This is a genomic window from Achromobacter sp. CSND-B12 (genome assembly GCF_052906545.1).
On sequence record NZ_JBREGJ010000001.1, the window covers coordinates 2041263 to 2067970 of the forward strand.

Genomic DNA, 26708 nt, shown 5'->3' on the forward strand with positions numbered 1-26708 from the left:
ATTCCGTCCGCCGGTGTCATTGCGCCAGCAGGCGCGCCAGGACCCCTTCACACAACGCCAGCTGCTCCACCGCAATGAACTCGTCCGCGGTGTGGGCCTGGGCGATATCGCCCGGCCCGCACACCACCGTCGGGATGCCCGCGGCCTGATACAGGCCCGCTTCGGTGGTGAACGCCACGTGGCCGCCCTTGCCCGCCCCCGCCTGGAACAGGCGCGCGACGATGCCGTCCTCGTCGCGCCGGGATACCAGCGCCGGCACCGCGGTGCGGCGGAAGACGTCGACCCGCGAGGCCTCGACCTTGTCGCGCATGCATCGCTGTAGTTCGGCCGCGCGCGCGTGGATCGGCGCCAGCACGGCATCGGGATCGACGCCGGGAAGAAAACGCAGGTCGAAGTCGAATTCGGCGCTTTCCGGGATGACGTTGGCCGCCTGCCCCGCGTGCACGCGGCAGACCGCCATGGTGGAGAACGGCACGTAGAAATCCTCGTCCACCTCCCGCTGCGCCAGCTGCCCGGCCTGCTCCGTGATTTCCGCCACCAGGGCGCAGGCCACTTGCGCCGCGTTCACGCCCAGGCCGCTCAGGGACGAATGCGCCGCGCGGCCAAGCACCCGGCACCGCAGCGCGTGCCGCCCCTTGTGGGCGCGCACCACCGCCATTCCGGTCGGCTCGCCCACCACGCAGGCCTCGGGCCGGATGCCGAGTCCGCGCAGATCCTCCAGCAGACTGCGCACGCCGATGCAGCCGATCTCCTCATCGAAGGTGAAGGCCACATGCACGGGCCGCTTCAAGGCCTTCAGGTCGAGCCGCGCCAGCACCGACAGCACGCAGGCGAGAAATCCCTTCATGTCGCATACGCCACGGCCGTAGACCCGGTCGCCTTCGCGCGACAGCTCGAACGGCGCGCGCGACCATTCCTGGCCGGCCACCGGCACGACGTCGGTATGCCCGGACAGCAGGATGCCGCCGACATCGCCGCCGTGGCTGGCATACAAGTTGGCGCGCCGCCCATCCGGACTGTAGGTGTAGCGGATGCGGAACCCCAGCCCGCGCAAGGCCTCCTCGACCATCCCCAGCAACGGCAGGTTCGATGCCGTGCCCGACACCGTCTCGCATGCCACCAGCCGCTCCAGCCACGACAGGGCCGCGTGCAGGCCATCAGGAAGAGAGGATGCCATCACGCCTCCAGGGAAATGTTGGCGCGTTTCGCCACCGACCGCCATTTTTCAAGTTCGACGCCGATCTGCCTGGAGAATTCCTCCGGCGCATTGGCGCGCGGCACGGCGCCCAATTCCACGATCCGGGCGGCGACCTCCGGCCGTTTCAATGCCGCCATGACCGCTTCCTGCAAGGCCGCCACCAAAGCGGGGGGCATGCCCGCCGGACCGACCAGGCCGAACCACGCGGGATCGTTGAGCGCCGGGATGCCGGCCTCGGCAAATGTCGGCACGTCGGGCAGTTGCGCGACACGCCCCGGCCAGGCGACCGCCAGCGCGCGCAAGCGTCCGCCCTGCACGTGCGGCAGCGAGGCCGGCAGGTTATCGCACAGCACGTCGACGTGGCCGGCGATCGCGTCCTGCAAGGCCGGCCCCGCGCCGCGGTACGGCACGTGCCGCAGGCGCGCGCCGGTCGTCTGCGCCAGGAGTTCGCCCATCATGTGCCCAAGCGAGCCAACGCCCGGCGATCCGAACATCAGCTCGCCGTCCTTGCGCCTGGCCAGCGCGACGAACTCCACCAGATTGGCGGCAGGCAGTCGCGGATTGATCGACACGATGTTGGGGACGTCGGCCAGATTGGAGATGGGGGAAAAATCGCGCAGGGGCTGGTAGCCGGGCCTGGCCGAGACGGCGGGCTGGATCGCATGCGTACTGACCGTGGCCACTCCCAGCGTCAGCCCGTCCGGCGCCGCGCGCGATACATGCAGGGCGCCCACCGCGCCGCCGGCGCCCGGCCTGTTTTCGACAATGACGCTCTGCCCGAGGCGCTCCGCCAGCGCCCCCGCGATGAGGCGCGGGATCAGGTCCGCCGAGCCCCCCGGCGCGAAAGGCACGACGATACGGATGACGCGGTCCTGGGCCTGGACCCGCGACGCGGCGGCCAGCGACAACGCGCAAGCCTGGATGAAATGACGGCGCTTCATGTGTTTTCCCCTTCCGGTTATGAAAAAGCCCCTCTTGCAGGGGCTTGGTCGTCGAAACAGCGGTCAGATGCGGCCGTCGTAGGCCTTTCTCGGGATGCGGCACGAGATCAATGCAAAGCGATCCGACGCCAGCGACTCGCGGATCGCGGCGGCAAGTTCGGCGCGGCTGCCGACCTCGAATCCCAGGCCGCCCATGGCGCGCGCCACGCCGGCGAAATCGGTGCCCGCGAAATCCACGCCCAGGTTGGGCAGGCCGTTGGCGCGCTGCTTGATCTCGATCAGCGACAGGGATTCGTCGGCAAAGACGAAGACGATCACCGGCGCCCGCGCGTCGCGGGCCGTCGCCAGTTCGCCCAGCGTCATTTCCAGGCACGCGTCGCCGGTGAACACAGCCACCGGCCGTTCGGGCTCGGCCAGCTTGGCGCCGATGCCCAGCGGCAGCGAGCAGCCCATGGTGCACAGCGCCGAGGACTGCATCAGGGTCCGCGGTTCATGGCATTGCCACACTTGCGACAACAGGATGCGATGCGCGCCGCTGTCGACCGAGGCCACGGTGTTCGCGGGCAGCAACGCCCGCGCCACATCGACGATCGCGGCCGGCCCCCATTCCTCGTCGGCGCGGTAGATGGCGGCGATGGCGCGCTTGATATCGGCGACGGCGCCTTCGGTCCACTGCGACTGCCCCGCCAGCCCGGCGCCCAGCGCGGCCAGGCTGTGCCTGATATCGCCGACGAACGAGATCGCCGACTGGTGCATGTAATGGGTGTTGCGGGTCGCGGACACCTCGATCACCCGCGCGTCGTCGGCCCAGACATTGCGCCATCCCACGCGCATCTCGATCGGGTCGTAGCCCGCCAGCAGGACCACGTCGGCCTCGCGGACGAGCGGCAGCACGACCTGGTCTGCCAATGGCGACAGCCCCATGCCGCCGATCACCATGTCGCTGCGCTCGTCCACGATGCCCTTGCCCTTGTAGGTCGTGATCAGCGGAATCCTCAACTCCCGCACCAGCGCCTCGACCTGCGCCTGCGCGTGATGATGCAGGGCCTCGACCCCGGCGATGATCACGGGCCGCCTGGCCGCCGCCAGCCAGGCGCGGGCTTGCTGGAAGCGCTCCGTATCGGCCGGCGCCACCGGCGCCGGCGGCACGCGCCGCGCGCCCCTGGCGGGCACGACTTCCTGCAGGGCCACCGAAATCGGCACATCCACGTGCACCGGCCCCGGCGGGTCGTCCATGGCGATGGCGAGCGCCTTGTCGATGATGGCCTGCGCGGCGCCGGCGGACATGCGCAGCGATGCCTTGGTGATCGGCCGCATCAATGCCGCGTGGTCGAACACCTGATGCGTATAGGTAGCGGCCTCGTCCTCGTCGACGCAGCCGGTGATGAACAACATCGGCACCCGGTCCTGCAGCGCGTTGGCGACCACGTTGACGGCGTTGGCGACGCCCGGCCCCAGCGTCGCGATCAGCACGCCGGGCGCGCCGGACCGATGAAACGCGCCTTCGGCCATGAAGCCGCCGGAGTTCTCGTGCTTGACCAGCGTGAACTTCACGCCGGCTTCGTCCAGGCCGCGCATGACCGACAGCACCTCCCCTCCCGGGATGCCGAACGCGTGCCGGCACCCCGCCTCATAAAGACGCTGGCCGATGATCTGGGAAACGGTAGACATGGATGATCCAGAAAAAAGCGGGACGCGGTTCCGGGGCCGATGCGGTCGGCTCGTCGCGCCCCTTGTTGCAGGAATGCCGACCGGCCGCGCCGATCGGGCAAGGCGTTCAGGTCAGGTTGCCCAAGGCATACGCCATGCGTTCGGCGGCGATGCGCAGGTTCTCGTCCGAGGTCGCGTACGACAGCCGCAGGAAGCCCGGCATGCCGAAGCCGGAGCCGGGCACCACCGCGACGCCGGCTCGGAGCAGATAGGCAGCCAGGGCCACGTCGTCGGCGATGCGTTCGCCGCCAGGCGCCTGGCGGCCAAGACAGGCCCGCACGTCGGGAAACAGGTAGAACGCGCCTTCGGGCCGCGGCGTATGGAGCCCGGCGATCCCGGAAAGCGCGTCATGCAGGAAGTCGCGGCGGCGCTGAAAGGCCTGGCAACGCCGCCGCACTTCGTCCTGCGGCCCTTCCAGCGCGGCCACCGCCGCGGCCTGGGAGATGGATGAGGTGTGTGAATTGATCTGCATCTGCAGCTTGGTCATCGCCTCGATCAGGTGCCGCGGCCCGCAGGCGTAGCCCAGGCGCCATCCCGTCATGGCATAGGCTTTCGACACGCCGTTGACGGTCAGGATGCGATCCGCGAGATCCGGCGCCACCTGCGCCAGGGTGTGGAAGGCACGCCCGTCGTACAGGATGTGCTCGTAGATATCGTCGACCAGGATGAAGAAATCCCGGTGGGGACTTTGGCGGATGACCTGGGCGAATTCGGCCAGTTGGGCGCGGTCGTAGGCGGTGCCGCTGGGATTGCTGGGCGAATTCAGGACCAGCCATTTGGTCCGGGGGCCGATCGCCGCCGCCAGATCGGCCGCTGACAGCGCATAACCGCGCTGCGGCGACGTCATGATCGGGCGCAACACGCCGCCATTCATGGCGACGATATCGCTGTAGGAGGCCCAGTAAGGCGCCGGCATGATGACCTCATCGCCCGGGTTCAGGGTCGCCAGGAACGCCTGGTAGATGACCTGTTTTCCGCCACAGCCCACGCTGATCTCGGCGATGGAGCAGTCGATGCCGTTGTCGCGCCTGAACTTGGCGACGATGGCCTCGCGCAGCCGCGTGCTGCCGTTGATGGGGGTGTAGCGGGTTTCACCATCGCGGATGGCGCGGATCGCCGCCTCGCCGATGTGCTGCGGCGTGGGGAAATCCGGCTCGCCGAGCGTCATGTCGATGACGCTGTGGCCTTGCTGGATGGCCTGGCGGGTTCGTTCCGCCATGACCTGGATGGGGGAAAGGCGCAGAGCGGAGATGATGGGAGCGAACATGGGCGGAATCCCTGACGAGTTGGAATCAGTCTAGAATTCACATGATTCAATCTCAATTGAATTTGGATTCAATATGATTTCGCCCCTCGGGCCCGACGTCCCCACCCTGCGCCAGCTGGAACTGCTGTTGTCCCTGGCCAGCGCCGACGGCATCGCCAGTGCCGGCGCCAAGATCGGCATGACGCCCTCGGCCACCAGCCACGCCCTGCGCGCGCTGGAGTCGACCCTGGGCGTGCTGCTGATCGACCGCAATGCGCCGCAGCTCGAACTGACCCATGCGGGCGAGCAGATCCTGCCGCACGTGCGCGACGTGTTCGCGGCCCTGCAACTGATCCAGGCCACGGCCAACGCCAGCGTCGGCCTGAAAAGCGGGATGCTGAAGATCGGCTCGTTCGGCCTGAGCTCGTCGCTGCGGCTGTTGCCGCCGCTGTTGCAGCAGTTTCGCAAGCTGTATCCGGGCATCGACCTGAGGGTCTTCGAAAAGGCCGACGCGGACATCGTGCAGGACCTGATAGAGCGGCGCCTTGAAATCGGCGTCGTCACGCTGCCCAAGCCGCAGTTCGACACCGTGACGATCGCCAACGACGAACTGGTGGCCGTGGTGCCGGCGCGGCACGAGCTGGCCAGCCTGGATACGATCGAAGTCGGGCGGCTGGCGCAGTTCCCCTTCATCCTCACGCATGCGGGTTCACAGGGGCTGGTGGCCAGGATGTTCAGCCGGGCCGACGTTTCGCTCAAAGTGACCCACGAGCTGTCGCAGATGCTCTCCATCCTCGACTTCGTCGCGCGCGGCGAAGGCATTTCGGTGGTGGCGTCGCTGGCCCTGCCGGCCAGGTACGACGGCGTGGTCTACAAGGCGATCGCGCCCCTCACTTCCCGCAGGGTCGGGTTGGCCTGTCTCAACGAAAGCCGGCTGTCGCCCGCGGCCGCGGCGTTCTGGAAACTGGCCAAATCGCGCAGCCGGAAAAAACACGCGCCAACCGCGTGAGCCGCCGTCACATCACCGGAAACGTCATGCCGGGCGCGGCCTCGCGCACCATGGTCCAGAATGCGTGGGCGGCCGGGGAAAGCCGCCGTTCGTTCAGACAGGCCAGTCCGATCCGCCTTTTGACCGCGGGGCCGATCTTCCGATAAACCAGGCCGTCGTAGCGCTCGGGCAACACCAGCGACGCCAGCACGGAAATGCCCTGGCCTCTCCTGACGAACTCCAGGATCGACATGATCTGCGAGAGGTCGTGAGCGATGCGCGGCGTGATGCCGGCGCGCTCGAACATGCGCGTGATCACCGGCTGCGAGCCGGCGCGCGTCATGATGAGCGGATACGCGGCCAGGTCCTTGACGCCGATCACGCTCAGCCTGGCCAGCGGATGCCCCTGCGGCAGCACGACCATGAGTTCGTCGGACACCAGGGGCAGCGTATCGAAGTCGGGTTTGGGCAGCGCCACCACGCCGATCTCGATGCGGCGCTCGATCAGGGCGCGCTCCATTTCCGGATCGGGCTTTTCGGTGACGAAGACGTCGACGCCCGGATAGCGCGCCTTGAACATCTCCAGCAACTGCGGAAGGATATTCAACGACGAACTCGCGCCCAGCGATCCCAGCGTCAGCATCCCGGCGCGCAGCCCCGCGCTGGCGCTGACCGTGGCCCGCACCACCTGCAGGGACGCGAACACGTCGCGCACGTGCGGCAGGATCTGTTGCGCCGCGTAGGTCAGCTGGACGCCGGTGACATTGCGGTCGATCAACGGCGCGCCCAGCGTCAGTTCCAGCGTCTTGAGCGCATGGCTTGTCGCCGACGGCGTCATCCCCAGGCGCGCGCCGGCGCTGGCGATGTTGTCCGAGGACGCCAGCGCGATGAACAGTTCCAATTGCTTCAACGACAGGGATTTGGCGGCCTTGTCTGTCATTGTCGACGGTCCCCTTGCATCGAGAACGGCCGCCGGAAGACGAGCCGCTTGAAATGTCGAGTGAGTATATACATCGGCCCCCTGCCCGGCGCGGGCCTTCAATGCGCGATCCGGAAATGGCATCATGGCGGACCGCGCCGGCATTTCGCCATTCGCCGCGGCCCTGAACCGGAGCCGGCATGACGCAGTTGCACGAACGATTCCTGGAAGCGCCTGTCCGGCGCCGCGGCACGGTGAAACGCGCGGACGTCGCAGGCCTGTCCGGCGACATGACGCCGCCGCGCCGGGAATCATCGCGGCCGCAAGGCCAAGAGGCTGCCTGATGGCGACGGCGCAATCCGCGACGCTGCAACCCTGCGTGCATGATGGCATTCCCGCCCGGGAAACCTGGCTGGATTGCGCGTCGGCCGACGGCGGCCGGCTGCGCCTGGTGTTGCTGGCGGAAGAAACTCGGGCCACCGCCACGCTGCTGGCATCGGCCCGCGCCATCGCGCAAGCGCTGCCGGCGCGCCTGGACGCCGCGTTGCGCTTCCTGTGGCAGGCCGGCCGCGAAGCCGGCGATCCCGACGATGCGCCCGCCGCCTTCATGGCAGGCTTTGCGCCGTCCGACCTGGTGATGGCGGCCGATGGCGGCTACGTCCTGCATCTCGCGCCGCGCGACGCGGCCTGGTTCATGCCGGGCTACTGGCCGTCGCTGCGATTTTCGGCCGACCACGCCCCCGCGGGATGGACCTGCGAATCCTGACCTGTCCATCTCGAAGCGCGATCGCGCTTTGAGATGCCCGCCTCAGGCCCCGGCTTGTCGCGAACGGCGGGCGCGGACGCGGACCGCCGGGTCGCTCGCACCGGCGTCGTCCGTCGCGCTGCGCAACGTGGCGGCCCGGCCCACCGGTCCCACCGCGGCCGGCGCGGCGCCGGCCGCGGTCATCGGTGGTGGTGGCAGAAGCAACGGCAAGCCCGCCGCGACACGATGCGCCTGCAACGGCAGCAGGCCCTGGACGGTGCCAAGGTCATTGGCCGCGTCGGCGCGCGCGCGCAACACCGCCTGTTCCTCGCGCACAGCCTGGTCGTTCGCGATGCCCCGCGCCAGCAGGCGGGCCTGCGCGTCGTGGAACGCCTGGATCGCATCGCGCAGGCAATGGGCAGTGTATTGATCGCCCAGCCGGTCAAGGGACACGCCGACGGCCGGCCTGCCGGCGCCCGCGCCGCGTTGCGGCGATGCCGCCGTTGCCGCGGCCTGCGAACGCCCCGCCTGCGCGAGCGCCAACGCCGCGGCCTGCGTGCGCGCGAAGCCCGCCCGCTCGGTCCGAGCCTGTGCCCGCAGGCGTTCGGCACGGTAGGGATCGCGGACATCGTCGATCCGGACCGAGCCCATGGGATCAATGGCTTTGGCGCTCATGCCGATGCCCTTCGGATGGCGGGCTCGCGCCGGCGCTGCGCGCGGATCCAGAGCATCTGCGCCACCACGCCCACCACGAACAGCGCCAGCCACGTCGCCAACGCGCCACGCACCAAGGGCGATTGCGGCCCATCGGCAAGCGGATGCGAGAGCGGCAGCCGCGTCAACGTTTCGGCAATGCCGGGAATCCACATCAGGAAAAAACTGAACGAGAACCCAAGCTGGGACAGATAGGGCCGCGCCCGCACGCGCGGCGGCAGGCGCGATGCCAGCAAGGCGCCCGCGATCGACAGCAGCGCCAGGATGCCCAGCGCATGGCCGGCATTGAAGCCGCCGGTGCTGGACAATCCGAAGGCGGTGAACACGGCCACCAGCAATCCACCCAGGTAGACCTTGCCGACGACTGTCGCGCTGTCGATTCCGCGATAACGCGCGAAGCTGTACAGGCCCGCGATGGCGGGCACGAGACTGATGAGGGTATGGACAGCCCCCAGCGGGGAAATGGGATGAGGCATGGATGCAGTCTCCAGGAAAAACAACCAACTAGTTGGTAGGTTTAATGGTTCAAAAAAATGCACGCCGGCCGGCGCGCATCGTGGGAATCGTCAGGCAGGCGCGGTCAGTTGGCGGACGGCCGCGCGCGTAATCGAGGCGAACGCGTCGGGGTCGCCGACGGCCCGCGCGGTCAGCATGGCGCCGTGGACGGTGGACATGAACGCCTGCGCTTCGGCCTGGACGCCATCACGAAGACGGAAATGGCCCGTGGCCACGCCCTTTTCCAGCACCGACGCCAGCCAGCCGCTCAACTCGCCGAAATACGCGCGTACCTCGTCGGCGACTTCCGGGGGAATCATCGGCAATTCGGCAGCCAGCATCGCGCAGATGCACATGGGCAGCGAGCCCTCGCGGATGCACTGGGCCCAATACTCGGTATAGGCGGTAAGCCGCGCCAGCGGATCCTCGACGTGCCGATCGAGCCCGGCCAGGCCTTCACGCGCCTGCGCGCGGTGCCGCGCCACGACCGCCAGCACCAGCTCCGCCTTGGTCGGAAAATGGTGATGGATACTGGCCTTGCCGATATGCACCCGCTCGGATACGTCGGCATAGCTGAATCCGTGGTATCCACCGGCGGCAAGCAGCAGCTTGGTCTGCTCGACGATCTCGATGGCCCGGGGGGAAAGCTCCAGATTCATGGGAATTCACTGTGGTTACTGGCGGGGGCAAGATGCCCTGGCGCCCGAGCCGCATCGGACGGATCCGGACGGCTGCATACGGCAACCAATCTACTAGTTGGTTGGTTGACTGTCAAGCATGCCGCTTCAGCCCGCGACCAGCTCGGCCAGCGGCGCGTCCGCCGCCGGCCGCGCCAACGCCTGCAGGTGTTGCCACAACCGCTCGGCCTGCTCCGCCAGGATGGCCTCCCCGCGCAGCAATCGCAGGCGCAGCGGCACCTCGAACGCCGCGCCACCCGCGCGTACCAGCTTGCGGGCGTCCAGGTCGCCGCGCACCAGCGACAGCGGCAGCCATGCCACGCCCAGTCCCGACAACGCCATGAGCCGCAAGCCGTCGGTAAGGCTGGCGTTGTGGCTCTGTTGCAGGTCCAGGTCCAGCCCGTCCAGCAAGGGGCGCAATGACCAGCCCAGATGGCATTCGTCCGCATAGCCCAGGAACGAAATGGCCTGGCCGTCGGCCCGCGCCAGGTCGTAAAGCGGCCGGCCCGCCGCATTGGGCGCGCTGACCGGCACCAGGCGTTCGCCGCCCAGTCCCAGCCAGCGCAGTCCGCCGCCCTCGGCGGACAGGCCGACGCGTCGCGCCACCGCCCCGCCGGCGTCGAACAGGGCCACGGCATAGTCGGCAGCGCCTTCGTCGAGCAGGGCAAGGCACTCCGGCAGGTTGTCGGACTCGACACTGAATTTGGCGTCCCGAAAATCGCTGTGCAGGCGGGGAATCCAGTCGGGGAAGAACACCGCCGACATGATGTGGGGCGCGCAAAAGCGGATCCGCTGCTGGCGGTCACGCGCGTCGGTGCGGACCGACTTGCGCAAGCCTTCCAGCGCATAGACCACCTCGGTCGCCACCGCCTGCAAGCGCAGGCCCGCGTCGGTCGGTTCCAACGCCGCCTTGCGACGGTCGAACAGCGGCACGCCGAGCCACTGCTCCAGGCCCTGGATGCGGCGGCTCAAGCCGGACACCGAAACGTGGCAGCGTTCGGACGCCCGGCTGAAGCTCCTGAGCTGGCACAGGACCAGAAAATCCTTGAGCGCGACGAGGTCGATCATGTTTGCGCATTCCTCAAAGAGAATCACCTCGAAAGTGTACTTCCGTCCTTTATTTCCAGGGACGTCTTTTCCGGCGAGTGATTTGCGGATTTCGCAAACCAGCACGGCGATTCGGCAACCGTTGCGGGCCTCGGCGCCACTACGATGGGGCATCCGCCTTCTTTCCGGGATCCGTCCATGCCGCAAGCCTCCGTCCCCCGCCCGCCCGGCGTCCTCGCCCCCGTGTTGACGCCGTTCGACGCCGATCTGCTGCCGGATCCACGGCGCTTCGCGCGCCTCTGCCTGTGGCTGGCGCGGCAGGACTGCGGCCTGGCGATGTTCGGCACCAACTCGGAAGGCAATTCGCTGTCGGTGGACGAACGCCTCGACCTGCTGGACGCCGCGGTCAAGGCCGGCGTCCCCGCCGCGCGCATGTTGCCCGGCACCGGCAGCTGCGCGCTACCCGACGCGGTCAGGCTGAGCCGCGCCGCGGTGGCGCACGGCTGCGCCGGCGTGCTGGCCCTGCCGCCGTTCTACTACAAGACGATCACCGACGATGGCCTGTTCGCCTTCTTCAGCGAACTCATCGAGCGCGTCGGCGACGCGCGCCTGCGCGTCTACCTGTATCACATCCCGCCCGTGGCGCACGTCGGCTTCTCGCACGCGCTGGTGGAACGGCTGCTCACGCGTTATCCCGTCGTCGTCGCGGGCATGAAGGACACCGGCGGCGACTGGGCCTACACCACGCGGACCCTTGAACAATTCTCCGCCGAGGGCTTCGGCGTCTACGCCGGCACCGAAACCCTGTTGCTCGAAACACTGCGCCTGGGCGGCGCGGGCTGCATCTCCGCCACCGCCAACGTCAACCCCGGCCCCATCGTGCAACTGTGGCGGTCGTGGCGCGACGCCGACGCCCAGGCGCGCCAGGACGCGCTCAATGCGCTGCGCGGCGCGTTCTCGGCCTATCCGCTGATCGCCGCCATGAAAGCCGCCATCGCGCAGGCCACCGGCGACGCCGGCTGGAACCGCCTGCGCCCGCCGCTGACGCCCCTGGACGAGCGCCAACGGCAAGCATTGGGCGACGCCTTGCAGGGCCTGTCGTTCACCATCGACGCGCTCTGATCCCCGGGCGCCGCCACGACGGCGAGCCCACCACAACAGCGCATCCCACGCAGGATGCGCGACCCAAGGAGACATCATGACCCTCATCCCCACCCGCCTGCGGCAGGCGTTGCCGCGCTTGCTGGCCGCTGCGCTGCTGCTGGGCGCGGCGTCGGCGCGGCCGGCCCACGCCGACGCGTCCGCGTATCCGTCGCGGCCCATCACCATCGTGATCCAGTATCCGGCAGGCGGTCCATCCGACATCCTGGCGCGCATCCTCGCGCCGCGCCTGCAAGCGCGGCTGGGCCAGCCCGTCATCATCGAAGCCCGTGTCGGCGCCGGTGGCAACATCGGCACCGACGTGGTGGCCAAGGCGCAGCCCGACGGCCACACGCTGCTGCTGTCCTCCAGCGGCCCGCTGGCCATCAGTCCGTGGCTCTACCCCAGGCTGCCCTACGATCCGCTGCGCGACCTGGCTCCCGTCATTGAAGTCGCGGCGGTGCCGCTGGTCCTGCTGGTCAACCAGTCGAATCCGGCGCGCGACGCGCAGGCGCTGCTGGCCGAACTGAAGGCCAGCCCCGGCCGCTACACCTATGGTTCTTCCGGCAACGGCACGCCCCAACACCTGTCTTCCGCGCTGTTGGAATCAACCACGGGTGCGCGCGCCGTGCATGTTCCCTACAAGGGCCAGGCGCCGATGGCCATCGACCTGATGGGTGGCCAGATCGACTTCGCCATCGACAGCATGGTCTCGGCCATGCCCAACCTGACCAGCGGCCGCCTGCGCCCCCTGGCCGTCACCAGCAAGCAGCGCTCCGCGCTGCTGCCCGACGTTCCCACCCTGGACGAAGCCGGCGTGCCGGACTACGAGTCGCTGGCCTGGTACGGCCTGATGGCGCCCGCGGCGACGCCGGCGCCGGTCATCTCGCGGCTCAACCAGACCTTGCGCGACATCATGGACCAGCCCGAGGTGCGCGAGCAGATCGCACGGCTCGGCAGCCCGGCCGTGCAAGGAACGCCCGAACAGTTCGGCGCCTTCATCCGCGCCGAGCACCGGAAATGGGGCGACATCGTCCGGCGCACCGGCGCCTCCCTTGATTGACTCCCCTGCACCGCCAGCCCGTCACGCCATGAAAATCGTCCATGCCTGCGAAAAGACCATCCCGATCGAATGCGACCTGCGCAACGCGCGGGTGGACTTCAGCGAGATGACGGCCACCGTCGTCGCCGTCGCCACCGATCAGTTCCGCGACGGTCGGCGCGTGGTGGGCTACGCCTTCAACTCCTTTGGCCGCTATGCCTGCGGCGGTCCGCTGCGCGAGCGCTTCATCCCTCGCCTGCTGGCCGCGCCGCCGTCCGACCTGCTGGATCCGGATACGCAGCGGCTCGATCCGCCCCGCGTCGCGACCGCGCTGCTGCGCCGCGAAAAAGCCGGCGCGCACGCGGAACGCTCGATGGCGGTGGGCACGCTGGAACTGGCGCTCTGGGACGCCGCCGCCAAACTGGAAGGCCGGCCGCTGTACCAGGTCCTGGCCAGCCGCTACGGCGTTGCCGGCGCCGGGCGGCCGCGCGCCATTGCCTGCTACGCGGGCGGCGGTTTCTACAAACCGACCGACGACCGCGCCCGGCTGCGCGACGAGATCCAGGGGTATCTCGACGCCGGCTATCGCGATGTCAAGATCAAGGCCGGCGGCCTGCCGCTGGCGCAGGACCTGGCGCGCATCGAGTCCGCGCTGGCGCTGCTGCATGACGGCAGCCGCCTGGCGCTGGACGCCAGTTGCGCTTTCGACCGCGACAGCGCCCTGGCATATGCGCGGGCCGTGGCGCCGTACGGCTTGCGCTGGCTGGAAGAACCCTGCGACCCGGCCGATTTCGACACCTACCGCGCCGTCAGCGAACAGTATCCCGGCATGCTCGCCGGCGGCGAGAACCTGTATTCCAAGGAAGAGGCGGAGAACTTCCTGCGCTATGGCCCGGCGCCGCACCGGGTGGTGCTGCAACCCGATCCGCCGCTGGCCTACGGCATTGGCGAATTCCACCGCATGGTGCGGCTGGCCGGGCGCCACGGCGTGCCGGCGGCCCACATCATGCCGCATGGCGGCAACCTGATGTCGCTGCACGTCGCGGCCGGCTTGGGGTTGGGCGGCGCGGAATCCTATCCCGGCCTGTTCGGCGCGTTCGGCGGCTTCGGCCGCGAAGTCGCGATCGCGGACGGCCATGCCTCGTTGCCCGCCGCGCCCGGCATCGGCTTCGAGGAACAGCCCGAGCTCTATCGCATTTTCGCCGCCTTGCCGGCCAACCCTTGATGAGGTCGAGCGTCCATGCCCTCCCCCCACACCATTTTCATCGCCGCTGACTTCGTGCTCGATCCGGCCCTGGACTCGGCGGCCGAGCGGTTGCGCGAGCAGGGCCATACCGTGGTGCGCGGCCCGCGCGCCGTGCCCGGCCGCAAGACCGTGCTGCCGCCGGAACGCCTGGGCGAACTCGTAGGCGCCGCCGACGTCATCGTCGCGACTTCGCGCGTCGTGATCGACGACGCCGTGCTGGACGCGGCGCCGCGGCTGCGCGGCGTCGTGTTCCCCTCCATCGGCACCGAATCGCTGGACCTGGCCGACGCCGGCCGGCGCGGCCTGATGGTGGCCAACGGCGCCACGCCAGAGAATTTCCAGAGCATGGCGGAAGCCACCATCATGCTGATGCTGAACCTGAGCTACGACCTGCGCGGCACCGAGGACCTGCTGCGCCGCAATGCGCCCCGCCCGGCCGCGCCGCGGGCGCGGATGCTGCAAGGCAAGACCATCGGCCTGGTGGGCTTCGGCCGCATCGCGCGCGCCGTGGCCGACAGGCTGCGCGGCTGGAACGTCGAGATCCTGGCCTGCAGCCCGCGCCTGGATCCGGCGCAGGTCCCGGCCGGCGTGCGAGCGGTCGCGCTCGATACCTTGCTGCGGGCCAGCGACATCGTCAGCCTGCACACCACGCTCACCCCGGGCAGCCGCCACCTGATCGGGCCGGCCGAATTGCGGCGCATGAAGCCCGGCGCCTTCCTCCTGAACACCGCGCGCGGCGCCTGTGTCGACGAGGCCGCCGTCCACCAGGCCCTGCGCGACGGCCTCATCGCCGGCGCTGCGCTGGACGCGTTCGAGGTGGAGCCGCTGCCGCCGGACAGCCCGCTGCGGCAACTGGACAACGCCATCCTGACCCCGCACATGGCCGGGCACACCCAGGAGCTGTATGCCTCGTTCGCGCCGGCCTGCGTGCGCAATGTGGAGGCGATACTCGCCGGTGAACTGCCGCCCCATGCATGCAATCCCTCGGCGGCGCCGGCCTGGCGCGAGCGGCTGGCCGGGCTCGATGGCGCGCATGGCGGCGGCTTGGCGCACGCGCGGAATGCCGCGCCGCCTTTCAGAAAATGAAACGCATGCCCGCGCCGTAGGCGCGCACGTCAGCGCCCGCGCCGGCGGGCGGCACGCCGCCCAGCGTCAGCGCGGACGCTGCCGTGTTGTTCAACAGGCCATAGGACAGGTAAAACGAGATCTTGGGCGACACCGGATAGACGTAACTCGCGCCGATCACGGTGGCGCGGGCGCGGCCGTCCGGTTGCTGCAGCACTGCGCGCTGGACGTTGACCGCGAGAACACCGCGCGCAAACCGGATCACTCCGCCCGCCCAAACCGTGCCGCCATCGTGCCCCGGCTCGGGGTGCCAAGCCCGGAAATATCCGCCAGCCAGGGTCACGTTGCCCATGGGATACCGCCCTCCCACCAACAGATCGTGACGGGTGCCGGCCGCCCCGGTGAAGAACGGCGGCGTCCCTGCCACGCGCGGCAGGCGCAACTGCTGGTAGGCCGTGGTCAGCACGGCCCCGCCGCGGGCGTAGTAGGCGACCGAGGCTCCCCACATGCGATTGGCATCGGCCGGCCGTCGGTCCGGACCGCCCCAGCCTTGCGAGCCAAAGCTGCCCATCAGGCGCAGTTGCAGGCCGTCCGATGTGACAGGCGTAGCGTAGAACAGCGCATTGCTGGCGCGGCCGAAGCGCTCGGAGCCGGTGCCCGACAATTGCACGATCTGCTGCATGTTGCCGTAACCCGCCAGCTTCAGCGGGTCGACTTCCACCATCGACCAGTACAGCGGCGTGTAGTCACGCCCCAGGCTCAAGCTGCCATGACGGCTCTCAACGCCGACGTAGGCGCGCCGGTTGAAACCGCCCGCTATCGGTTGCCCACGCGGCTCGGCCGCCGTGGCGCTGGCGGGATCGCCGTAGTACGTGGCAGCCTGGCCATTGCCCAGGTTGAAATCGGTCTCCAGCTGGAACACCGCGCGCAGGCCTTCGCCAAGCTCCTCCGATCCTTGCAACCCGACCAGCGAGCCGCTGAGTATGCCGGACCGCATCGCCACCGAGCTGGCGCCGTGCCGCGCGCCATTGTCGATGTATGCCAGGCCAGCGTCCACGATGCCATACACCGTCACCGCCGCCTGCGCGCGGCACGCTCCCATGGCGCACAGCAGCGCGCAGGCGGCCAGCTTCCAGGCCGGAATGCCCATCGTCTTCCCCTCGATCCGCCCGCGGGCGGCGGCCGGCTCAGCCCATGGGCTGGCCTTGCTCGTTGAACCGCTCGCGCAGCACGTGCTTGAGCACCTTGCCCGTCACGCCCATCGGCAGCCGCTCGACGCAGACGACGTCATCGGGAATCCACCACTTGGCGATGCGCCCTTCGTACAAGGCCAACAAGGCATCGCGCGACAGGTTCATGCCGGCGCGCGGCACAACCACCAACAGCGGCCGCTCGCCCCATTTGGGATGCGGCACCGCGACGCATGCCGCCTCGGCCACCGCGGGGTGGGACATCGCGATATTTTCCAGTTCGATGGAGCTGATCCATTCGCCGCCCGATTTGATGACGTCCTTGCTGCGATCGCGTATCCGCAGCCGGCCGTCGACATCGATGGACGCGATGTCGCCGGTGGCGAACCAACCGGGATGAGCTTGCGATTCGCCGCCCCGGTAATAGCCGTCGGCAACCCATGGCCCGCGTGCCAGCAAATCGCCGCGCGCCTGGCCGTCCCACGGGAGCTCGACGCCTTGAGCATCGATGATCTTCAACTCGATGCCGAACACCGGATTGCCCTGGCTTTCCAGGATGGCGTCCCGGGCCGCTTGCGGCAGCGCCAGCTCAGCCGCCCGCAGCGTGCAACTGGTGCCCAATGGCGACAGTTCCGTCATGCCCCAGGCGTGCACCACGTCGATACCGTGCCGTTCGCGCAATGCCCGCATCAATGCCGGCGGGCATGCCGCGCCGCCGACCACCGTGCGGCGGAAGGCGCTGAACGCCAACCCGTTCTGCTCGACGTAGTCCAGCAGGCCCAGCCACACCGTCGGCACGCCAGCCGCCGAGGTCACGCCTTCGGCTTCGAACAAGGCGTGCAGCGAGGCGCCATCGAGCGCGGGGCCGGGCAGCACCAGCTTTGCCCCGGTCAACGGCGCCGCATATGGCAGCCCCCAGGCGTTGACATGAAACATCGGCACCACCGGCAGCACGGTTTCGCGCGCCGACAGATTCAGCGCGTCCGGCAGCGCCGCGGCGTAGGCGTGCAGGACGGTGGAGCGCTGCGTATAGAGCACGCCCTTGGGCGGGCCTGTGGTGCCGGAGGTGTAGCAAAGGCCGCTGGCCGTGTTCTCATCGAGCTCGGGCCAGTCGTAGGCCTCGCCGGCGGCCGCCAGCAAGTCCTCGTAGCACGACAGGCCGGCCAAGGGCGCGGCAGCGGGCATCTGCTCGCGCCCGCACAGCATCACATAGCCCCGCACGCCCGGACAGCGCGGCGCCACCCGGCTCACCAGGTCCAGCAGGTCCAGGTCGAAGAACACGTATTGATCTTCGGCATGGTTCAGCAGATAGGCGATCTGCTCCGGATGCAGGCGCGGATTGACGGTATGGATGACGGCGCCCGATCCGGACACGGCGTAGTAAAGCTCCAGATGGCGGTAGCCGTTCCAGGCCAGCGTGGCGACGCGCTGGCCCGGCTCGACTCCCAGTCCGGCCAACGCATTGGCCAATCGGCGGCATCGCCGGTGGCAGTCGCGATAGGTATAGCGGTGGATATCGCCTTCCACGCGGCGCGATACGATTTCAGTGCTGCCGAAGCATTGGTCGGCGTGCCGCAGGAGGCTGGAAATCAACAAGGGGCGGTTCATCATCTGGCCCGGCGGGGGATTCGGTTGCATCGACGACATGGCTCCATCCAGGATTTGAGGGAAAAACGAAACACGCGCCATCGGCCAGGCACGGCCAACCCCGCGCCGGCGCGCGGGGCGGCGGCGAAGGCGGCGGATATACGGAGATTGGGCGGCCTGCTGCGCGCGACGCCGCCGGGCGCTGGCTAGCGAGCGGCGGCAGGCTCGGGACGCAACTGCCCGAACGGCACGCGCGACAGGTCCAGCAACAGCTGCGTGGCGGCCACGGTTTCACGTTGCATGCGCGCGTAGTCGACCTTGTCGGCCGTGGTCACGCCGTAATTGAGCAGGTAGTTGGGGCCGGAGATGTAGTTGATGGTTGGTATCCGGCCGCGCCCCCAGAAGTACTGCCCTTCTCCTGGCCAGACAGCGTTGTTCGGGCCGCCATCTCCCTTGGGGTTGAGCGGTGGCATGATGAAGGCCGGCCCCGCGTCCGCCTGGCGCACCATCGCTTCGGCAGCGTCCACCAGCGCCGGGATTGGCGGCATGAATACGCCGACAGGTTCGAATTTTCCGGTTGGCGCCAGCTTGCCGGTTGCGTCCGGCAGCCACTCCTTCGCCCCCAGGTGCTCGATGGTCACGACGGCGGCAATGCGCGAGGCCAGCGCGTCGCCCTGATGGCGCGCCAGAAAATCCTGCACCCCGGCGCCACCCGCGAAATGTCCGCTGGACAGCATGATCATCACGCCGCGCGGCAGGGAGCTGCGCGGCAGGCGCGACAGGTAGCCTGCCATATCGACGATGGCATTGGGGCCATTGTCCTCGATGCCGTTGGTGCCGTCCGTGTGGCTGTTGATCACGATCCACTCATCCGTCGCCCCCGGAATGACGCCGATCAGGTTGCGCGTGCGCACTTGCTCCACCTGCGCGTCCAGCGTCAGCCGCAGCGCGGCGCCCTTGGCCGCCAGCGCTTTCAGGCGGCGTCCCGCGTCACGGTCCACGTACAAGGCCGGCACGGCGCGCAACTCCCGGTCGTAGGGCGCATACAGTCCCTCGGCGGTCTGCGCCGGCGCGTCGATGATGGCGATGGCGCCCACGGCGCCCGCCGCCTGCAGTTTTTCCTGCAGCGCGGTCAACACCTCCAGGACCTGGTAGGGCCGCGCATACGGCGCGCCTGGCGGCAACGAACCGGCCGGGTCGTAGGCGCGCAGCGCCAACCGATGGAAGAAATCGCCGGTAAGCGTGGCGCGCGGCAGGTCGAACAGCACGATCTTGCCAGCGACACGCTGGTCCGGCGCCGCGCCCGGCGGCAGGTACACCAGCCCCGCCTCCCGACCTTGCGCGCCGGTTCTGCCCGAATAAGGCACGTAGCCCGCGACGGCGATCCGCTCGCCGTCCGCGGCCTGCAAGGCCCAGTACCGGGCCGACCAGCGCGCCAGCGGTAGCGATTCGAAGCGCAGGTCACGCACGCCCGCCGCCAGCAGCCGCTCGTGCAACTGGTCGACGTAGCGCTCGTGCGCGGGCGAGCCGGTGTCGCGTAGCCCCATGGCGTCCAGTTCCTCCTGCCAGCGGCGCACCTGCTCGCGCGGCAGGAATTCGCGTCCGTCCACCTTCATAGCGGCTTGCGCCGGCAAGGCCTGCGGGCCGCGAGCCTGCGGCCCGGACGCGCAAGCCGCCAGCAAGACGCATCCCACCGCGCCACACACGCCGCGCAGGTTCCTCCACTTGCTCATGCTTGTCTCCTTCGGTGATCTTGTGCCAGTTCTACCGATACTGAATGCGATTGTGCGGCAGCGCCGCGCCTGGCGGCAGACCACCGACGGGGGGTATGGCTCCCCCAAAGCGGGGTATCTGGCCGCGATCGCCGGCCGGGCCTCACGGCCCCGGCGCGATCAGGCCCGCCTTGATGGCGCAGGCCACCGCCTCGGCGCGTCGCCTGGCGCCCAGCCTCGACATGATCTTCTTGACGCTGTCCTTGACCGTGTGGGGACTGCGGTGGACGATGCCGGCGATCTCCGCATTGGACCGCCCCTGCGCCAGCAGGCCCAGGATCTTCAGGTCCGAGGCGCTCAGCCCATGCTTTTCGGCGGCCAGACGGCTGAGCATGCATTGCGCCTCGCGCAGCTTGTCATCCCCCGCCTCGCCGGCCTCAGGCGCCCCGTGCACCAGTTCGGCGATGCGCGCGTACATGGCCATCGCAATGCGCGTGCGCTCCTCCAACAGGGTCACGCGCTGCGACTTCTCGGTTACCAGCGACTGCAGCGCCTTGAGCTCGTTGATGTCACGGGCGATGCCCTGGCGCCCGACCACTTGCCCGCCCCGCATCAGCGGGCCGGCGCGCACCTCGAGATGGACGATACGGCCGTCGCGATGGCGCGCCTCGACTTCGAAGAACGGCGTGCGGTCCTGTCCCAGGACGCCCTGGCGGTAGTGGCGCGAGGCGATCTGCGCCGAGTTCTCGGTCAGCACCTCGGTGAACGGCAGGCCCATCAACGCCCTGGCGCGAAATCCCAGCACGCGCTCGGCGGCCTGGTTCAGGTAGGTGAACCGGCCTTCCAGATCGAGCGTGTAGATCAGGTCGCCGGCGGCCTCGATCAAGGCCTCGAAATCCGGCGCTTGCGGTGCGCGAGCGGGCTGGCGGACAGGGTTCATGGGCGACGCCTCCTGGAAAGGGTTGCAGGCAAGCGGCCAGCCTAGGGGGTGTTCGCGTGAAAAGCAACTTCGCGCCGGCCGGCGGCCAGGCGCGGCCCGTCCGCGCGTAGCGGCGTCCTCAGCGCAGCGGCATCGCCACCGGGCGCAACGGCGCCGCATCGCCGCCACGGATCTTCAGCGGGCCGCCAATGAAAGCGAACTCATAGACCTTGTCGCGCGACAGTTCGTCCAGCGCCGCCAGTTCGATGATGGGCACGCCTTGCTGCGCCAGCAGGTAGGTATGCAGCGGCACGTAGTCATCGGCGACTTCCGACGGGAAGGTCTCGAAGCTGAGGTTGTCCGCGCCCAGGATCATGGCGCCGCCTTCTTCCACCAGATAGCGGGCCGCGTCCAGCCCCATGCCCGGCGGCTTGGCCATGTAGGCGGCCGGGTCGTCGTACAGCTTCATGCGGCCGGTGCGGATCAGCACGATGTCGCCCTGCTGCAGCTCGGTCTTCTGCCGCGCCAGCGCCGCCTTCAGGTCCTGGCGGGTGATGCGATACGAATCCGGCAGCATGTCCACGCCCTTCAGCGCGGCCACGTCGATCAGCACCCCGCGCGCCACCAGCGGCGGGAATTTCTCGATGCCGGTGCGCTTCCAGCCGCGGTCGCCCAGGTGTTCGTCGGCGCGAAATCCGTTCCAGATCCTGCCGTGGATGCCGAAGTGGTTCAGCGCGTCGATGTGCGTGCCGGTGTGGCTGTACATCGAGAACGCGGTGCCGGTGTAGCTGCGCAGCGCGTTCATGTCCTTGCCCACGCCCATCGGATCATCGACTTCGGTGCCGCGCGGCGTGTGCGTCATCCAGAACTGGTAATGGGGATCGCCAGCATCCTGCCAGCTCGGCATGCCCACGTAGTATTCCGTGGCCAGGTCATAGACCTTGTCGCCGGCCACACGCGACATGACGGCGGCGCGCGAGGCGGGCGTGATGAGGTTGAGGCGGCCGATCTCGTCGTCCGGCCCCCATGGGCTGATGCCGACCTCCTGCCCGGAGGCGGGCGCGCGCGCCGGCGCGCCATGCGCAAAAGCGTTGAAACCGATGGCAGCGCCCAGCGCCACGGCGAGCAGTCTGGAAGTATTGCGGATGTTCATGATGCACCTTATGGGTGAAATCCCGTCCGGCGGACAGGAAGAATGGAAAATGGGGGATGAGCCGGCCTGACGGCGAGGCGCGGGCCTAGGCGCGCGCCGGCATCAGCGCCAGCAGGCGATCGCGCAGATCGGCCAGCGGCAGGGTCTGCAAGCGGGCCTGGTGCGGTCCCGCGACCAGCGTCGGAATGGAGTCAATGCCCAGCCGCGCGGCGGCCGCGCGGTCTTCCCGCACGCGCCGCCGCGCTTCTTCGCCTTGCATCACGCGGGCAAATTCGGGGCGGTCGAATCCCAGCGCCGCCGCGATGTCCAGCAGGACCGCGGTATCGCCGACGTTGCGATGCTCGCTCAGGTGCGCGCGCTGGATGGCGTCGAACAGGTCCCAATGGCCCGCCTCGCCGGCCAGCAGGTGAGCGGCCTGGCAGGCCAGCGCGCCGGCCAGGCCGCTGGGATAGTCGAAGGTCTCGCCGCGCATGCCCTCGATGTCGATACGCGGCGTGTCATCATGGCGGGCGCAGGCCTCCCAATGGCCCAGGATCACGCGCTTGGCGCGTTCCATCGAGCCGAACACACGGCGCATCTGTTCAGGCGATTCCTGCAGCACGAAGCTGCGCTGGCGCACCGTGACGCCGAGTTCGGCCGCCACCTGGCGCAGGCGCGGCGACATCACGTAGCACCAGCCGCAGACCACGTCATGGAAGAAATCCACGGTCAGCGGCGTGGCGGGCGCGGCGGCTTCGGCGGATGCGGAGGCTGAAGTGGCGAAAGGCGAAGTCGAAAACATGTTGGCGTCCATCTCGTTTCAATGGACGCCAGCTTACGGACGGGCAGGCCCGGGAGTAAGGCGCTCGCCGGCAGGACTTTATTCGCTGGCCGTCAAGAATCGCCGCGCATGGCGGCGGGCAGGTGCTCGGCCAGGAAGTCGACGAACGCCTTGACCTTGGGTTGCAGGTGGCGGCTGGTCGGGTAGACGGCGTAGACTTGGCGCGGCGAGCCGGGCAGCTCGGGCAGCACCCGCGCCAGCCTGCCGGCCGCCAGGGCGGGCCCGGCCAGGAACGACGGCAAGGCGCCGATCCCCAGCCCCGCCTCGAGCAGGTCGCGCAGCATCAGGCTGTTGTTGACCTGGATCAGCGCGGGGCCGGCCAGCGGATCGGCCGGCTGGCCAGCGTCTTCCTCGGGAACCGGACCGGGGCTGTCGGCCAGGCTATAGCTGAGGATGTCATGCCCGCGCAACGCCTCGACGCTGTCCGGAAGGCCGCGGCGCTCCAGGTACGAGGGCGCCGCGCACAGCACCTGCGTCAGCGACGCCAGGCGACGCGCGATCAGGGAGGAATCATCCAGTTGCGCCCGCAGCCGGATCGACACGTCGAAGCCCTGCCCCACCGCATCGACCAGCCGGTCCTCCATGGCCAGATCGAGCCGCAGCTCGGGGTACTGGCGCAGGAAGCGCGCCAGCAACGGCGACAGCACGCTCAGCGCAAAGGACACCGGCGCGTTCACGCGCAGCCGTCCCGAAACGCGGCCGGACTGGCGCTTGACGGACTTCTCCAGCGCATCCAGCGCATCGAGCAGCCGGCAGCATTCGGCGTAATAGGCGGCGCCGGTGTCGGTCAGGCTCATCTTGCGGGTGGTGCGCTGGATCAGCACCGCTCCCAGGTGGGCTTCGAGGGCGCGCAGCTGCTTGCTCAGACCAGCTGACGACATGTCCAGGTCCTCGGCCGCCTTGGCGAGGCTGCCCAGTTCCACGATGCGCCGGAAGGCGCGCATATAGTTGAAGGTGTCCATGGCGGGAACGGATGCGGGGAAACCCCGCGATTCTGCAGCGATCCGCCGCATTCGCCAAACCATATCGCCCGCGAGGGGACAAGGGGAGCAAGGGCTATCGGCGCTGGGCGTGGCCGTCCGGGCGGGCCGACGACACGTCGCGACCGCGCCATGGCGGCATAATCGAGGCACGTTCCCTGCCACGACAAGGAGGCTCAGGCATGTCCATCATCCGTTCCTGGCGCAAGTTCCTGGCGGCCGCCCTGCTGGCGGTCGCGGAGAGTGGCGCGGCCAGCGCAGGCGAGACCGGCGCCGAGCTGCTGCGCGCCGCCGGCGCCGGCGACCTTGCGCGCGTCCAGGCGCTGCTGGCCCGGGGCGCGCCGCTTGAAGCGCGCGACGCCGACGGCAATACGCCCCTTCTGCGGGCAACGCTGGCCAACCAGGAAGCCGTCGCCACGGCGCTCATGGCTGCGGGCGCCGACGTCAACGCCAAGAACCGCATGCAGGACAGCCCCTACCTGTACGCCGGCGCGCGCGGCCACAACGGCATCCTGGCCGAGACGCTGCGCCATGGCGCCGACCTGCGCAGCACCAATCGGTATGGCGGTACCGCCCTGATCCCGGCGTGCGAGCGCGGCCTGGTCGACACGGTGCGCATGCTGCTGCGCGCCGGCGTCGATCCCAACCATGTCAACCGGCTCGGCTGGACCGGCCTGCTGGAAGCCATCATCCTGAGCGATGGCGGCCCCGCCCACCAGGCGGTCGTCAGGCTGCTGCTCGACAATGGCGCCGACGTGAACCTGCCGGACGGCGACGGCCGCAGCCCGTTGTGGCATGCGCGCCAGCGCGGCCAGGAAGCCATCGCGACGATGCTGCAGGCCGCCGGCGCGCGCTAGGGGCGGCGCCCGGCGTCGACGCGCGCCGGCGCAGCGGCGACCCGCCGGCGCCGCGCGTGCCGCGCAAGCGCCGCCATGACTTGCTAAGATGCCCGCAACCGGCAATTCCATATCCCAGCCTTCCGGAGCAAAGCCTCTTGACGCGGATACGCACGACCCTGCTCTCCCTTGCCGCGCAGGCGCTGTTTTTCGCCTGCCTGGTCTCGCCCACCCTGGCCGCGCCGCCCACGCTGGCGCAATGCAACGGCATCAAGGACCTGGCCTTCGTCGCCCACCTGGATGACGACCTGCTGTTCATGAACCCGGACATCGCGTCCAACATCGCGGCCGGCGGCTGCGTGCGCGTCGTCTACCTGACGGCCAGCGACGCCGGCGAAGGCGACACCTACATGCTGGGCCGCGAGCGCGGCGTGCGCGCCGCCTACGCCTACATGGCGCGCCAGCCCGACCTCTGGAAGGAAAGCGCCGGCCACGCGGGACAACGGCAGATAGCCCGCTTCACCCTGAGCGGCAACCCGCGTGTGCAACTGTGGCATCTGCGCCTGAAGGACCCATGGCTGGGCAAGGGCTGGGGCAGCCTCACCCCGCTGAGCCGCACCGAATCGGAACCCGGGCAGATGGTGGACACGCTCGGGCCCTACCCCGAGGTCTACTCGCGCGAGCAACTGGTCGACACCCTGGCCGAACTGATCCGCCAGTACCAGCCGACCACCGTGCGCCACCTGGACGACACCATCACGGTGCCCTACACGCAACTGTGCTGGCGCTGCGCCGGACACGGGCATCCCGACCATATCGCCAGCGCGCGGCTGGTGCGCGCGGCCATGCTGCGCGCACCCGGCAACTATGCCGAGACCGGCTATATCGACTACCCCAGCCAGGAACGCGCCAGCAACCTCGCCGAAAACGAGATCGCCAGCAAATCGGTGATCTTCCAGCACTACGCCTGGAACGACTACCACTATTGCGCCGGCCCCACCGGCTGCAAGGAACCCGCCGGCCCCGCCGCCGCCTGGGTGCAGCGCGCCTACTACGTCTCGCGCCAGGACATGCCGCCGCAGATCTACCCCGATGGCCGCGACGGCTTGGTGGTGTACGCCGCCGGCGAAACCAATGCCGCCGTCAATCGCTGGGATTCCGGCCAGCGCCGCTGGCAGAGCCTGGGCGGACGCACCGGCGGTCCGCTGGTCACCTTCGGCCACGCCGACGGCACCGCCGGGTTGATGGCGCGCGATCCGCTGGGCGGCGTGTGGGCCAACAAACAGCGCCACGACGGCACCTGGCAGGGCTGGCAGGCGCTGGCCGGGATCCGCGTCAGCCAGATCCCGGCGGTGGCGCCGCGCGGCGAAGCCGCCGCCGTGGCGCTCGGCTACGACGGCCTGCTGCACTGGATCGCGCCGTCCGGCATCGACGGCAGCTGGGGCCACTGGCAAAGCCTGCCGCCGCTGGACGGCGCCACCGGCGCCCCCGCGGTCGTGCGCGGCGACGACGGCCGCTACATCGTGTTTGCGTCGGCGGGCGGCGGCCAGTTGTTCTACACGCGCCAATTGCCGGCCGCCAAGGGCCAGCGCCCCGATTGGCAGCCCTGGCGCCGCGTGGCCGCGCCGGAGGCCGCCGGCGGGCTGGCCGCGATCCGCAACCACGAACACCGGGTCGAACTCTATTTCCGCCAACGCGCCAACAATCACCTGACGCGGCTGGAGGAAGCCGGCGACACCACCGACATGGAAATGGACTGGAGCGCGCCCGTCGACCTGGGCGTGCCCTACATCGGCCGCCCCGCCGTCGATGCCGACGCGCAGGGCAACGTGGTACTGGCGATCCTCGAACGCGCGGACGGGCCGCTCTGGCTGGTCGAGCACGGCAAGCCCGCCAGGCTGCAGGCCGAAGCCGCCTCGCCACCGGCGATCCATCTCATCAATGACACGCTATATGTAGTGGCTCGCATGGCAGGCGGCCCCCAGCGCTACCAGGTGCTGTCGCGCCGCGACGGCCTGTGGGCGGCCAACCTGACGCTGGACGGCATGCCGTCCAATGGCGGCGGGCCCTTCGCCACCCTGGCCGCGCGGCCCGCCGACCTGCCCAAGCTGGGCGCCAACGACAGCCACAACGCCGTCGTGATACGGCCCTCCTCCACCGAGCCAGGCACCTTGGCGCAGGAGCCCATGCCCAACCAGGCCTCGCGCACCGCCACGCCCACGCACGTGCAATGAGCGGCAGTGGATCCGTGCGCGACCGCGATGGCCGCGATGGCCGCGCGCAGGCGGCCGCGCCGATAAACTGGGCTATGCTTGCGACGCCGAAGGCGCAGGCCGAA

The 26708-nt window shown here is 69.3% G+C and carries 24 protein-coding genes; 8 read left to right on the top strand and 16 right to left on the bottom strand.

Going from position 1 to position 26708, the window contains the following annotated elements; all coding sequences use genetic code 11:
* Positions 1-16 precede the first annotated feature (16 nt).
* The 4 genes from argE to ACUTAG_RS09560 all read right to left on the bottom strand — a co-directional run bounded on the left by argE (position 17) and on the right by ACUTAG_RS09560 (position 5116).
* Positions 17-1177: an acetylornithine deacetylase gene (gene argE / locus ACUTAG_RS09545; protein ID WP_241130829.1), complete on the bottom strand. Its 1161-nt coding sequence runs from the start codon at positions 1175-1177 to the stop codon at positions 17-19.
* On the bottom strand, positions 1177-2139 hold the full coding sequence (locus tag ACUTAG_RS09550) for a Bug family tripartite tricarboxylate transporter substrate binding protein (RefSeq protein ID WP_054473594.1): 963 nt from the start codon (positions 2137-2139) through the stop codon (positions 1177-1179). The genes argE and ACUTAG_RS09550 overlap by 1 nt, the downstream gene beginning before the upstream one ends.
* Before the next feature lie 63 nt (positions 2140-2202).
* Positions 2203-3810 carry a thiamine pyrophosphate-binding protein gene (locus ACUTAG_RS09555; RefSeq protein WP_054473595.1) on the bottom strand — a complete coding sequence of 536 codons (1608 nt, stop codon included), beginning with the start codon at positions 3808-3810 and terminating at the stop codon, positions 2203-2205.
* 106 nt (positions 3811-3916) lie between these two features.
* Positions 3917-5116 (bottom strand): pyridoxal phosphate-dependent aminotransferase, encoded by a 1200-nt coding sequence (locus tag ACUTAG_RS09560; protein WP_054473597.1) that lies wholly within the window; start codon positions 5114-5116, stop codon positions 3917-3919.
* Between the two features lie 73 nt (positions 5117-5189).
* Between ACUTAG_RS09560 and ACUTAG_RS09565 the strand changes: the two genes are divergently transcribed.
* The gene (locus ACUTAG_RS09565) at positions 5190-6104 is read left to right on the top strand and encodes a LysR family transcriptional regulator (protein WP_006386002.1); all 915 of its coding nucleotides are present in this window, start codon (positions 5190-5192) and stop codon (positions 6102-6104) included.
* Positions 6105-6111: 7 nt separating this feature from the next.
* Here ACUTAG_RS09565 and ACUTAG_RS09570 read toward each other — a convergent pair whose 3' ends face one another.
* A complete protein-coding gene (locus ACUTAG_RS09570; RefSeq protein ID WP_026384067.1) occupies positions 6112-7023 on the bottom strand; it encodes a LysR family transcriptional regulator in 912 nt (303 codons plus the stop codon).
* A gap of 322 nt (positions 7024-7345) precedes the next feature.
* On the opposite strand from ACUTAG_RS09570, the gene ACUTAG_RS09575 reads away from it, so the two are divergent.
* Positions 7346-7768 carry a hypothetical protein gene (locus ACUTAG_RS09575; protein ID WP_109421666.1) on the top strand — a complete coding sequence of 141 codons (423 nt, stop codon included), beginning with the start codon at positions 7346-7348 and terminating at the stop codon, positions 7766-7768.
* Positions 7769-7810: 42 nt separating this feature from the next.
* Here the strand turns inward: ACUTAG_RS09575 and ACUTAG_RS09580 are convergent, their stop codons facing one another.
* The 4 genes from ACUTAG_RS09580 to ACUTAG_RS09595 form a co-directional block, all read right to left on the bottom strand.
* On the bottom strand, positions 7811-8422 hold the full coding sequence (locus ACUTAG_RS09580) for a hypothetical protein (RefSeq protein ID WP_446650112.1): 612 nt from the start codon (positions 8420-8422) through the stop codon (positions 7811-7813).
* Positions 8419-8937, bottom strand: coding sequence for a hypothetical protein (locus ACUTAG_RS09585; RefSeq protein WP_047991820.1), 519 nt, complete (start codon positions 8935-8937; stop codon positions 8419-8421). Before ACUTAG_RS09585 ends, ACUTAG_RS09580 begins: the two co-directional genes overlap by 4 nt.
* 90 nt (positions 8938-9027) lie before the next feature.
* A complete protein-coding gene (locus ACUTAG_RS09590; protein ID WP_054481845.1) occupies positions 9028-9615 on the bottom strand; it encodes a TetR/AcrR family transcriptional regulator in 588 nt (195 codons plus the stop codon).
* Between the two features lie 126 nt (positions 9616-9741).
* Positions 9742-10701: a LysR family transcriptional regulator gene (locus ACUTAG_RS09595; RefSeq protein WP_054481844.1), complete on the bottom strand. Its 960-nt coding sequence runs from the start codon at positions 10699-10701 to the stop codon at positions 9742-9744.
* Positions 10702-10878: 177 nt separating this feature from the next.
* Between ACUTAG_RS09595 and ACUTAG_RS09600 the strand changes: the two genes are divergently transcribed.
* The 4 genes from ACUTAG_RS09600 (at position 10879) to ACUTAG_RS09615 (ending at position 15194) form a co-directional block, all read left to right on the top strand.
* Complete coding sequence (locus ACUTAG_RS09600; protein ID WP_006385995.1) at positions 10879-11802, top strand: dihydrodipicolinate synthase family protein; 924 nt, start codon at positions 10879-10881, stop codon at positions 11800-11802.
* A 76-nt stretch (positions 11803-11878) separates the two neighbouring features.
* A complete protein-coding gene (locus tag ACUTAG_RS09605) occupies positions 11879-12883 on the top strand; it encodes a Bug family tripartite tricarboxylate transporter substrate binding protein (protein ID WP_054481843.1) in 1005 nt (334 codons plus the stop codon).
* A gap of 28 nt (positions 12884-12911) precedes the next feature.
* Positions 12912-14087 (top strand): enolase C-terminal domain-like protein, encoded by a 1176-nt coding sequence (locus ACUTAG_RS09610; RefSeq protein ID WP_054437683.1) that lies wholly within the window; start codon positions 12912-12914, stop codon positions 14085-14087.
* Between the two features lie 15 nt (positions 14088-14102).
* On the top strand, positions 14103-15194 hold the full coding sequence (locus ACUTAG_RS09615; RefSeq protein ID WP_446650113.1) for a 2-hydroxyacid dehydrogenase: 1092 nt from the start codon (positions 14103-14105) through the stop codon (positions 15192-15194).
* Here the strand turns inward: ACUTAG_RS09615 and ACUTAG_RS09620 are convergent.
* The 7 genes from ACUTAG_RS09620 to ACUTAG_RS09650 all read right to left on the bottom strand — a co-directional run bounded on the left by ACUTAG_RS09620 (position 15184) and on the right by ACUTAG_RS09650 (position 23516).
* A complete protein-coding gene (locus ACUTAG_RS09620; protein WP_020926432.1) occupies positions 15184-16323 on the bottom strand; it encodes a porin in 1140 nt (379 codons plus the stop codon). The two genes, ACUTAG_RS09615 and ACUTAG_RS09620, sit on opposite strands and share 11 nt — an antisense overlap.
* A gap of 37 nt (positions 16324-16360) precedes the next feature.
* Complete coding sequence (locus ACUTAG_RS09625; RefSeq protein WP_035182094.1) at positions 16361-18010, bottom strand: 3-(methylthio)propionyl-CoA ligase; 1650 nt, start codon at positions 18008-18010, stop codon at positions 16361-16363.
* Positions 18011-18156: 146 nt separating this feature from the next.
* Positions 18157-19683 carry a PA domain protein gene (locus tag ACUTAG_RS09630; RefSeq protein WP_446650114.1) on the bottom strand — a complete coding sequence of 509 codons (1527 nt, stop codon included), beginning with the start codon at positions 19681-19683 and terminating at the stop codon, positions 18157-18159.
* A 142-nt stretch (positions 19684-19825) separates the two neighbouring features.
* On the bottom strand, positions 19826-20602 hold the full coding sequence (locus ACUTAG_RS09635; RefSeq protein ID WP_047991825.1) for a PAS domain S-box protein: 777 nt from the start codon (positions 20600-20602) through the stop codon (positions 19826-19828).
* A 118-nt stretch (positions 20603-20720) separates the two neighbouring features.
* On the bottom strand, positions 20721-21734 hold the full coding sequence (locus tag ACUTAG_RS09640; protein ID WP_446650115.1) for a cyclase family protein: 1014 nt from the start codon (positions 21732-21734) through the stop codon (positions 20721-20723).
* 85 nt (positions 21735-21819) lie between these two features.
* On the bottom strand, positions 21820-22527 hold the full coding sequence (locus ACUTAG_RS09645) for a DsbA family oxidoreductase (RefSeq protein WP_006385986.1): 708 nt from the start codon (positions 22525-22527) through the stop codon (positions 21820-21822).
* Between the two features lie 80 nt (positions 22528-22607).
* Positions 22608-23516: a LysR family transcriptional regulator gene (locus ACUTAG_RS09650; RefSeq protein ID WP_006385985.1), complete on the bottom strand. Its 909-nt coding sequence runs from the start codon at positions 23514-23516 to the stop codon at positions 22608-22610.
* 200 nt (positions 23517-23716) lie between these two features.
* Between ACUTAG_RS09650 and ACUTAG_RS09655 the strand changes: the two genes are divergently transcribed.
* Both ACUTAG_RS09655 and ACUTAG_RS09660 read left to right on the top strand, forming a co-directional pair.
* Positions 23717-24391 carry an ankyrin repeat domain-containing protein gene (locus ACUTAG_RS09655; RefSeq protein WP_082390992.1) on the top strand — a complete coding sequence of 225 codons (675 nt, stop codon included), beginning with the start codon at positions 23717-23719 and terminating at the stop codon, positions 24389-24391.
* Between the two features lie 137 nt (positions 24392-24528).
* The gene (locus tag ACUTAG_RS09660; protein ID WP_446650116.1) at positions 24529-26604 is read left to right on the top strand and encodes a PIG-L family deacetylase; all 2076 of its coding nucleotides are present in this window, start codon (positions 24529-24531) and stop codon (positions 26602-26604) included.
* Positions 26605-26708: the final 104 nt, after the last annotated feature.

What these genes read in the sequence shown, in the direction of transcription:
- argE (WP_241130829.1), bottom strand. Translation starts at nt 1,177, where the DNA reads ATGGCATCCTCTCTTCCTGATGGCCTGCACGCGGCCCTGTCGTGGCTG.
- ACUTAG_RS09550 (WP_054473594.1), bottom strand. Translation starts at nt 2,139, where the DNA reads ATGAAGCGCCGTCATTTCATCCAGGCTTGCGCGTTGTCGCTGGCCGCC.
- ACUTAG_RS09555 (WP_054473595.1), bottom strand. Translation starts at nt 3,810, where the DNA reads ATGTCTACCGTTTCCCAGATCATCGGCCAGCGTCTTTATGAGGCGGGG.
- ACUTAG_RS09560 (WP_054473597.1), bottom strand. Translation starts at nt 5,116, where the DNA reads ATGTTCGCTCCCATCATCTCCGCTCTGCGCCTTTCCCCCATCCAGGTC.
- ACUTAG_RS09565 (WP_006386002.1), top strand. Translation starts at nt 5,190, where the DNA reads ATGATTTCGCCCCTCGGGCCCGACGTCCCCACCCTGCGCCAGCTGGAA.
- ACUTAG_RS09570 (WP_026384067.1), bottom strand. Translation starts at nt 7,023, where the DNA reads ATGACAGACAAGGCCGCCAAATCCCTGTCGTTGAAGCAATTGGAACTG.
- ACUTAG_RS09575 (WP_109421666.1), top strand. Translation starts at nt 7,346, where the DNA reads ATGGCGACGGCGCAATCCGCGACGCTGCAACCCTGCGTGCATGATGGC.
- ACUTAG_RS09580 (WP_446650112.1), bottom strand. Translation starts at nt 8,422, where the DNA reads ATGAGCGCCAAAGCCATTGATCCCATGGGCTCGGTCCGGATCGACGAT.
- ACUTAG_RS09585 (WP_047991820.1), bottom strand. Translation starts at nt 8,937, where the DNA reads ATGCCTCATCCCATTTCCCCGCTGGGGGCTGTCCATACCCTCATCAGT.
- ACUTAG_RS09590 (WP_054481845.1), bottom strand. Translation starts at nt 9,615, where the DNA reads ATGAATCTGGAGCTTTCCCCCCGGGCCATCGAGATCGTCGAGCAGACC.
- ACUTAG_RS09595 (WP_054481844.1), bottom strand. Translation starts at nt 10,701, where the DNA reads ATGATCGACCTCGTCGCGCTCAAGGATTTTCTGGTCCTGTGCCAGCTC.
- ACUTAG_RS09600 (WP_006385995.1), top strand. Translation starts at nt 10,879, where the DNA reads ATGCCGCAAGCCTCCGTCCCCCGCCCGCCCGGCGTCCTCGCCCCCGTG.
- ACUTAG_RS09605 (WP_054481843.1), top strand. Translation starts at nt 11,879, where the DNA reads ATGACCCTCATCCCCACCCGCCTGCGGCAGGCGTTGCCGCGCTTGCTG.
- ACUTAG_RS09610 (WP_054437683.1), top strand. Translation starts at nt 12,912, where the DNA reads ATGAAAATCGTCCATGCCTGCGAAAAGACCATCCCGATCGAATGCGAC.
- ACUTAG_RS09615 (WP_446650113.1), top strand. Translation starts at nt 14,103, where the DNA reads ATGCCCTCCCCCCACACCATTTTCATCGCCGCTGACTTCGTGCTCGAT.
- ACUTAG_RS09620 (WP_020926432.1), bottom strand. Translation starts at nt 16,323, where the DNA reads ATGGGCATTCCGGCCTGGAAGCTGGCCGCCTGCGCGCTGCTGTGCGCC.
- ACUTAG_RS09625 (WP_035182094.1), bottom strand. Translation starts at nt 18,010, where the DNA reads ATGTCGTCGATGCAACCGAATCCCCCGCCGGGCCAGATGATGAACCGC.
- ACUTAG_RS09630 (WP_446650114.1), bottom strand. Translation starts at nt 19,683, where the DNA reads ATGAGCAAGTGGAGGAACCTGCGCGGCGTGTGTGGCGCGGTGGGATGC.
- ACUTAG_RS09635 (WP_047991825.1), bottom strand. Translation starts at nt 20,602, where the DNA reads ATGAACCCTGTCCGCCAGCCCGCTCGCGCACCGCAAGCGCCGGATTTC.
- ACUTAG_RS09640 (WP_446650115.1), bottom strand. Translation starts at nt 21,734, where the DNA reads ATGAACATCCGCAATACTTCCAGACTGCTCGCCGTGGCGCTGGGCGCT.
- ACUTAG_RS09645 (WP_006385986.1), bottom strand. Translation starts at nt 22,527, where the DNA reads ATGGACGCCAACATGTTTTCGACTTCGCCTTTCGCCACTTCAGCCTCC.
- ACUTAG_RS09650 (WP_006385985.1), bottom strand. Translation starts at nt 23,516, where the DNA reads ATGGACACCTTCAACTATATGCGCGCCTTCCGGCGCATCGTGGAACTG.
- ACUTAG_RS09655 (WP_082390992.1), top strand. Translation starts at nt 23,717, where the DNA reads ATGTCCATCATCCGTTCCTGGCGCAAGTTCCTGGCGGCCGCCCTGCTG.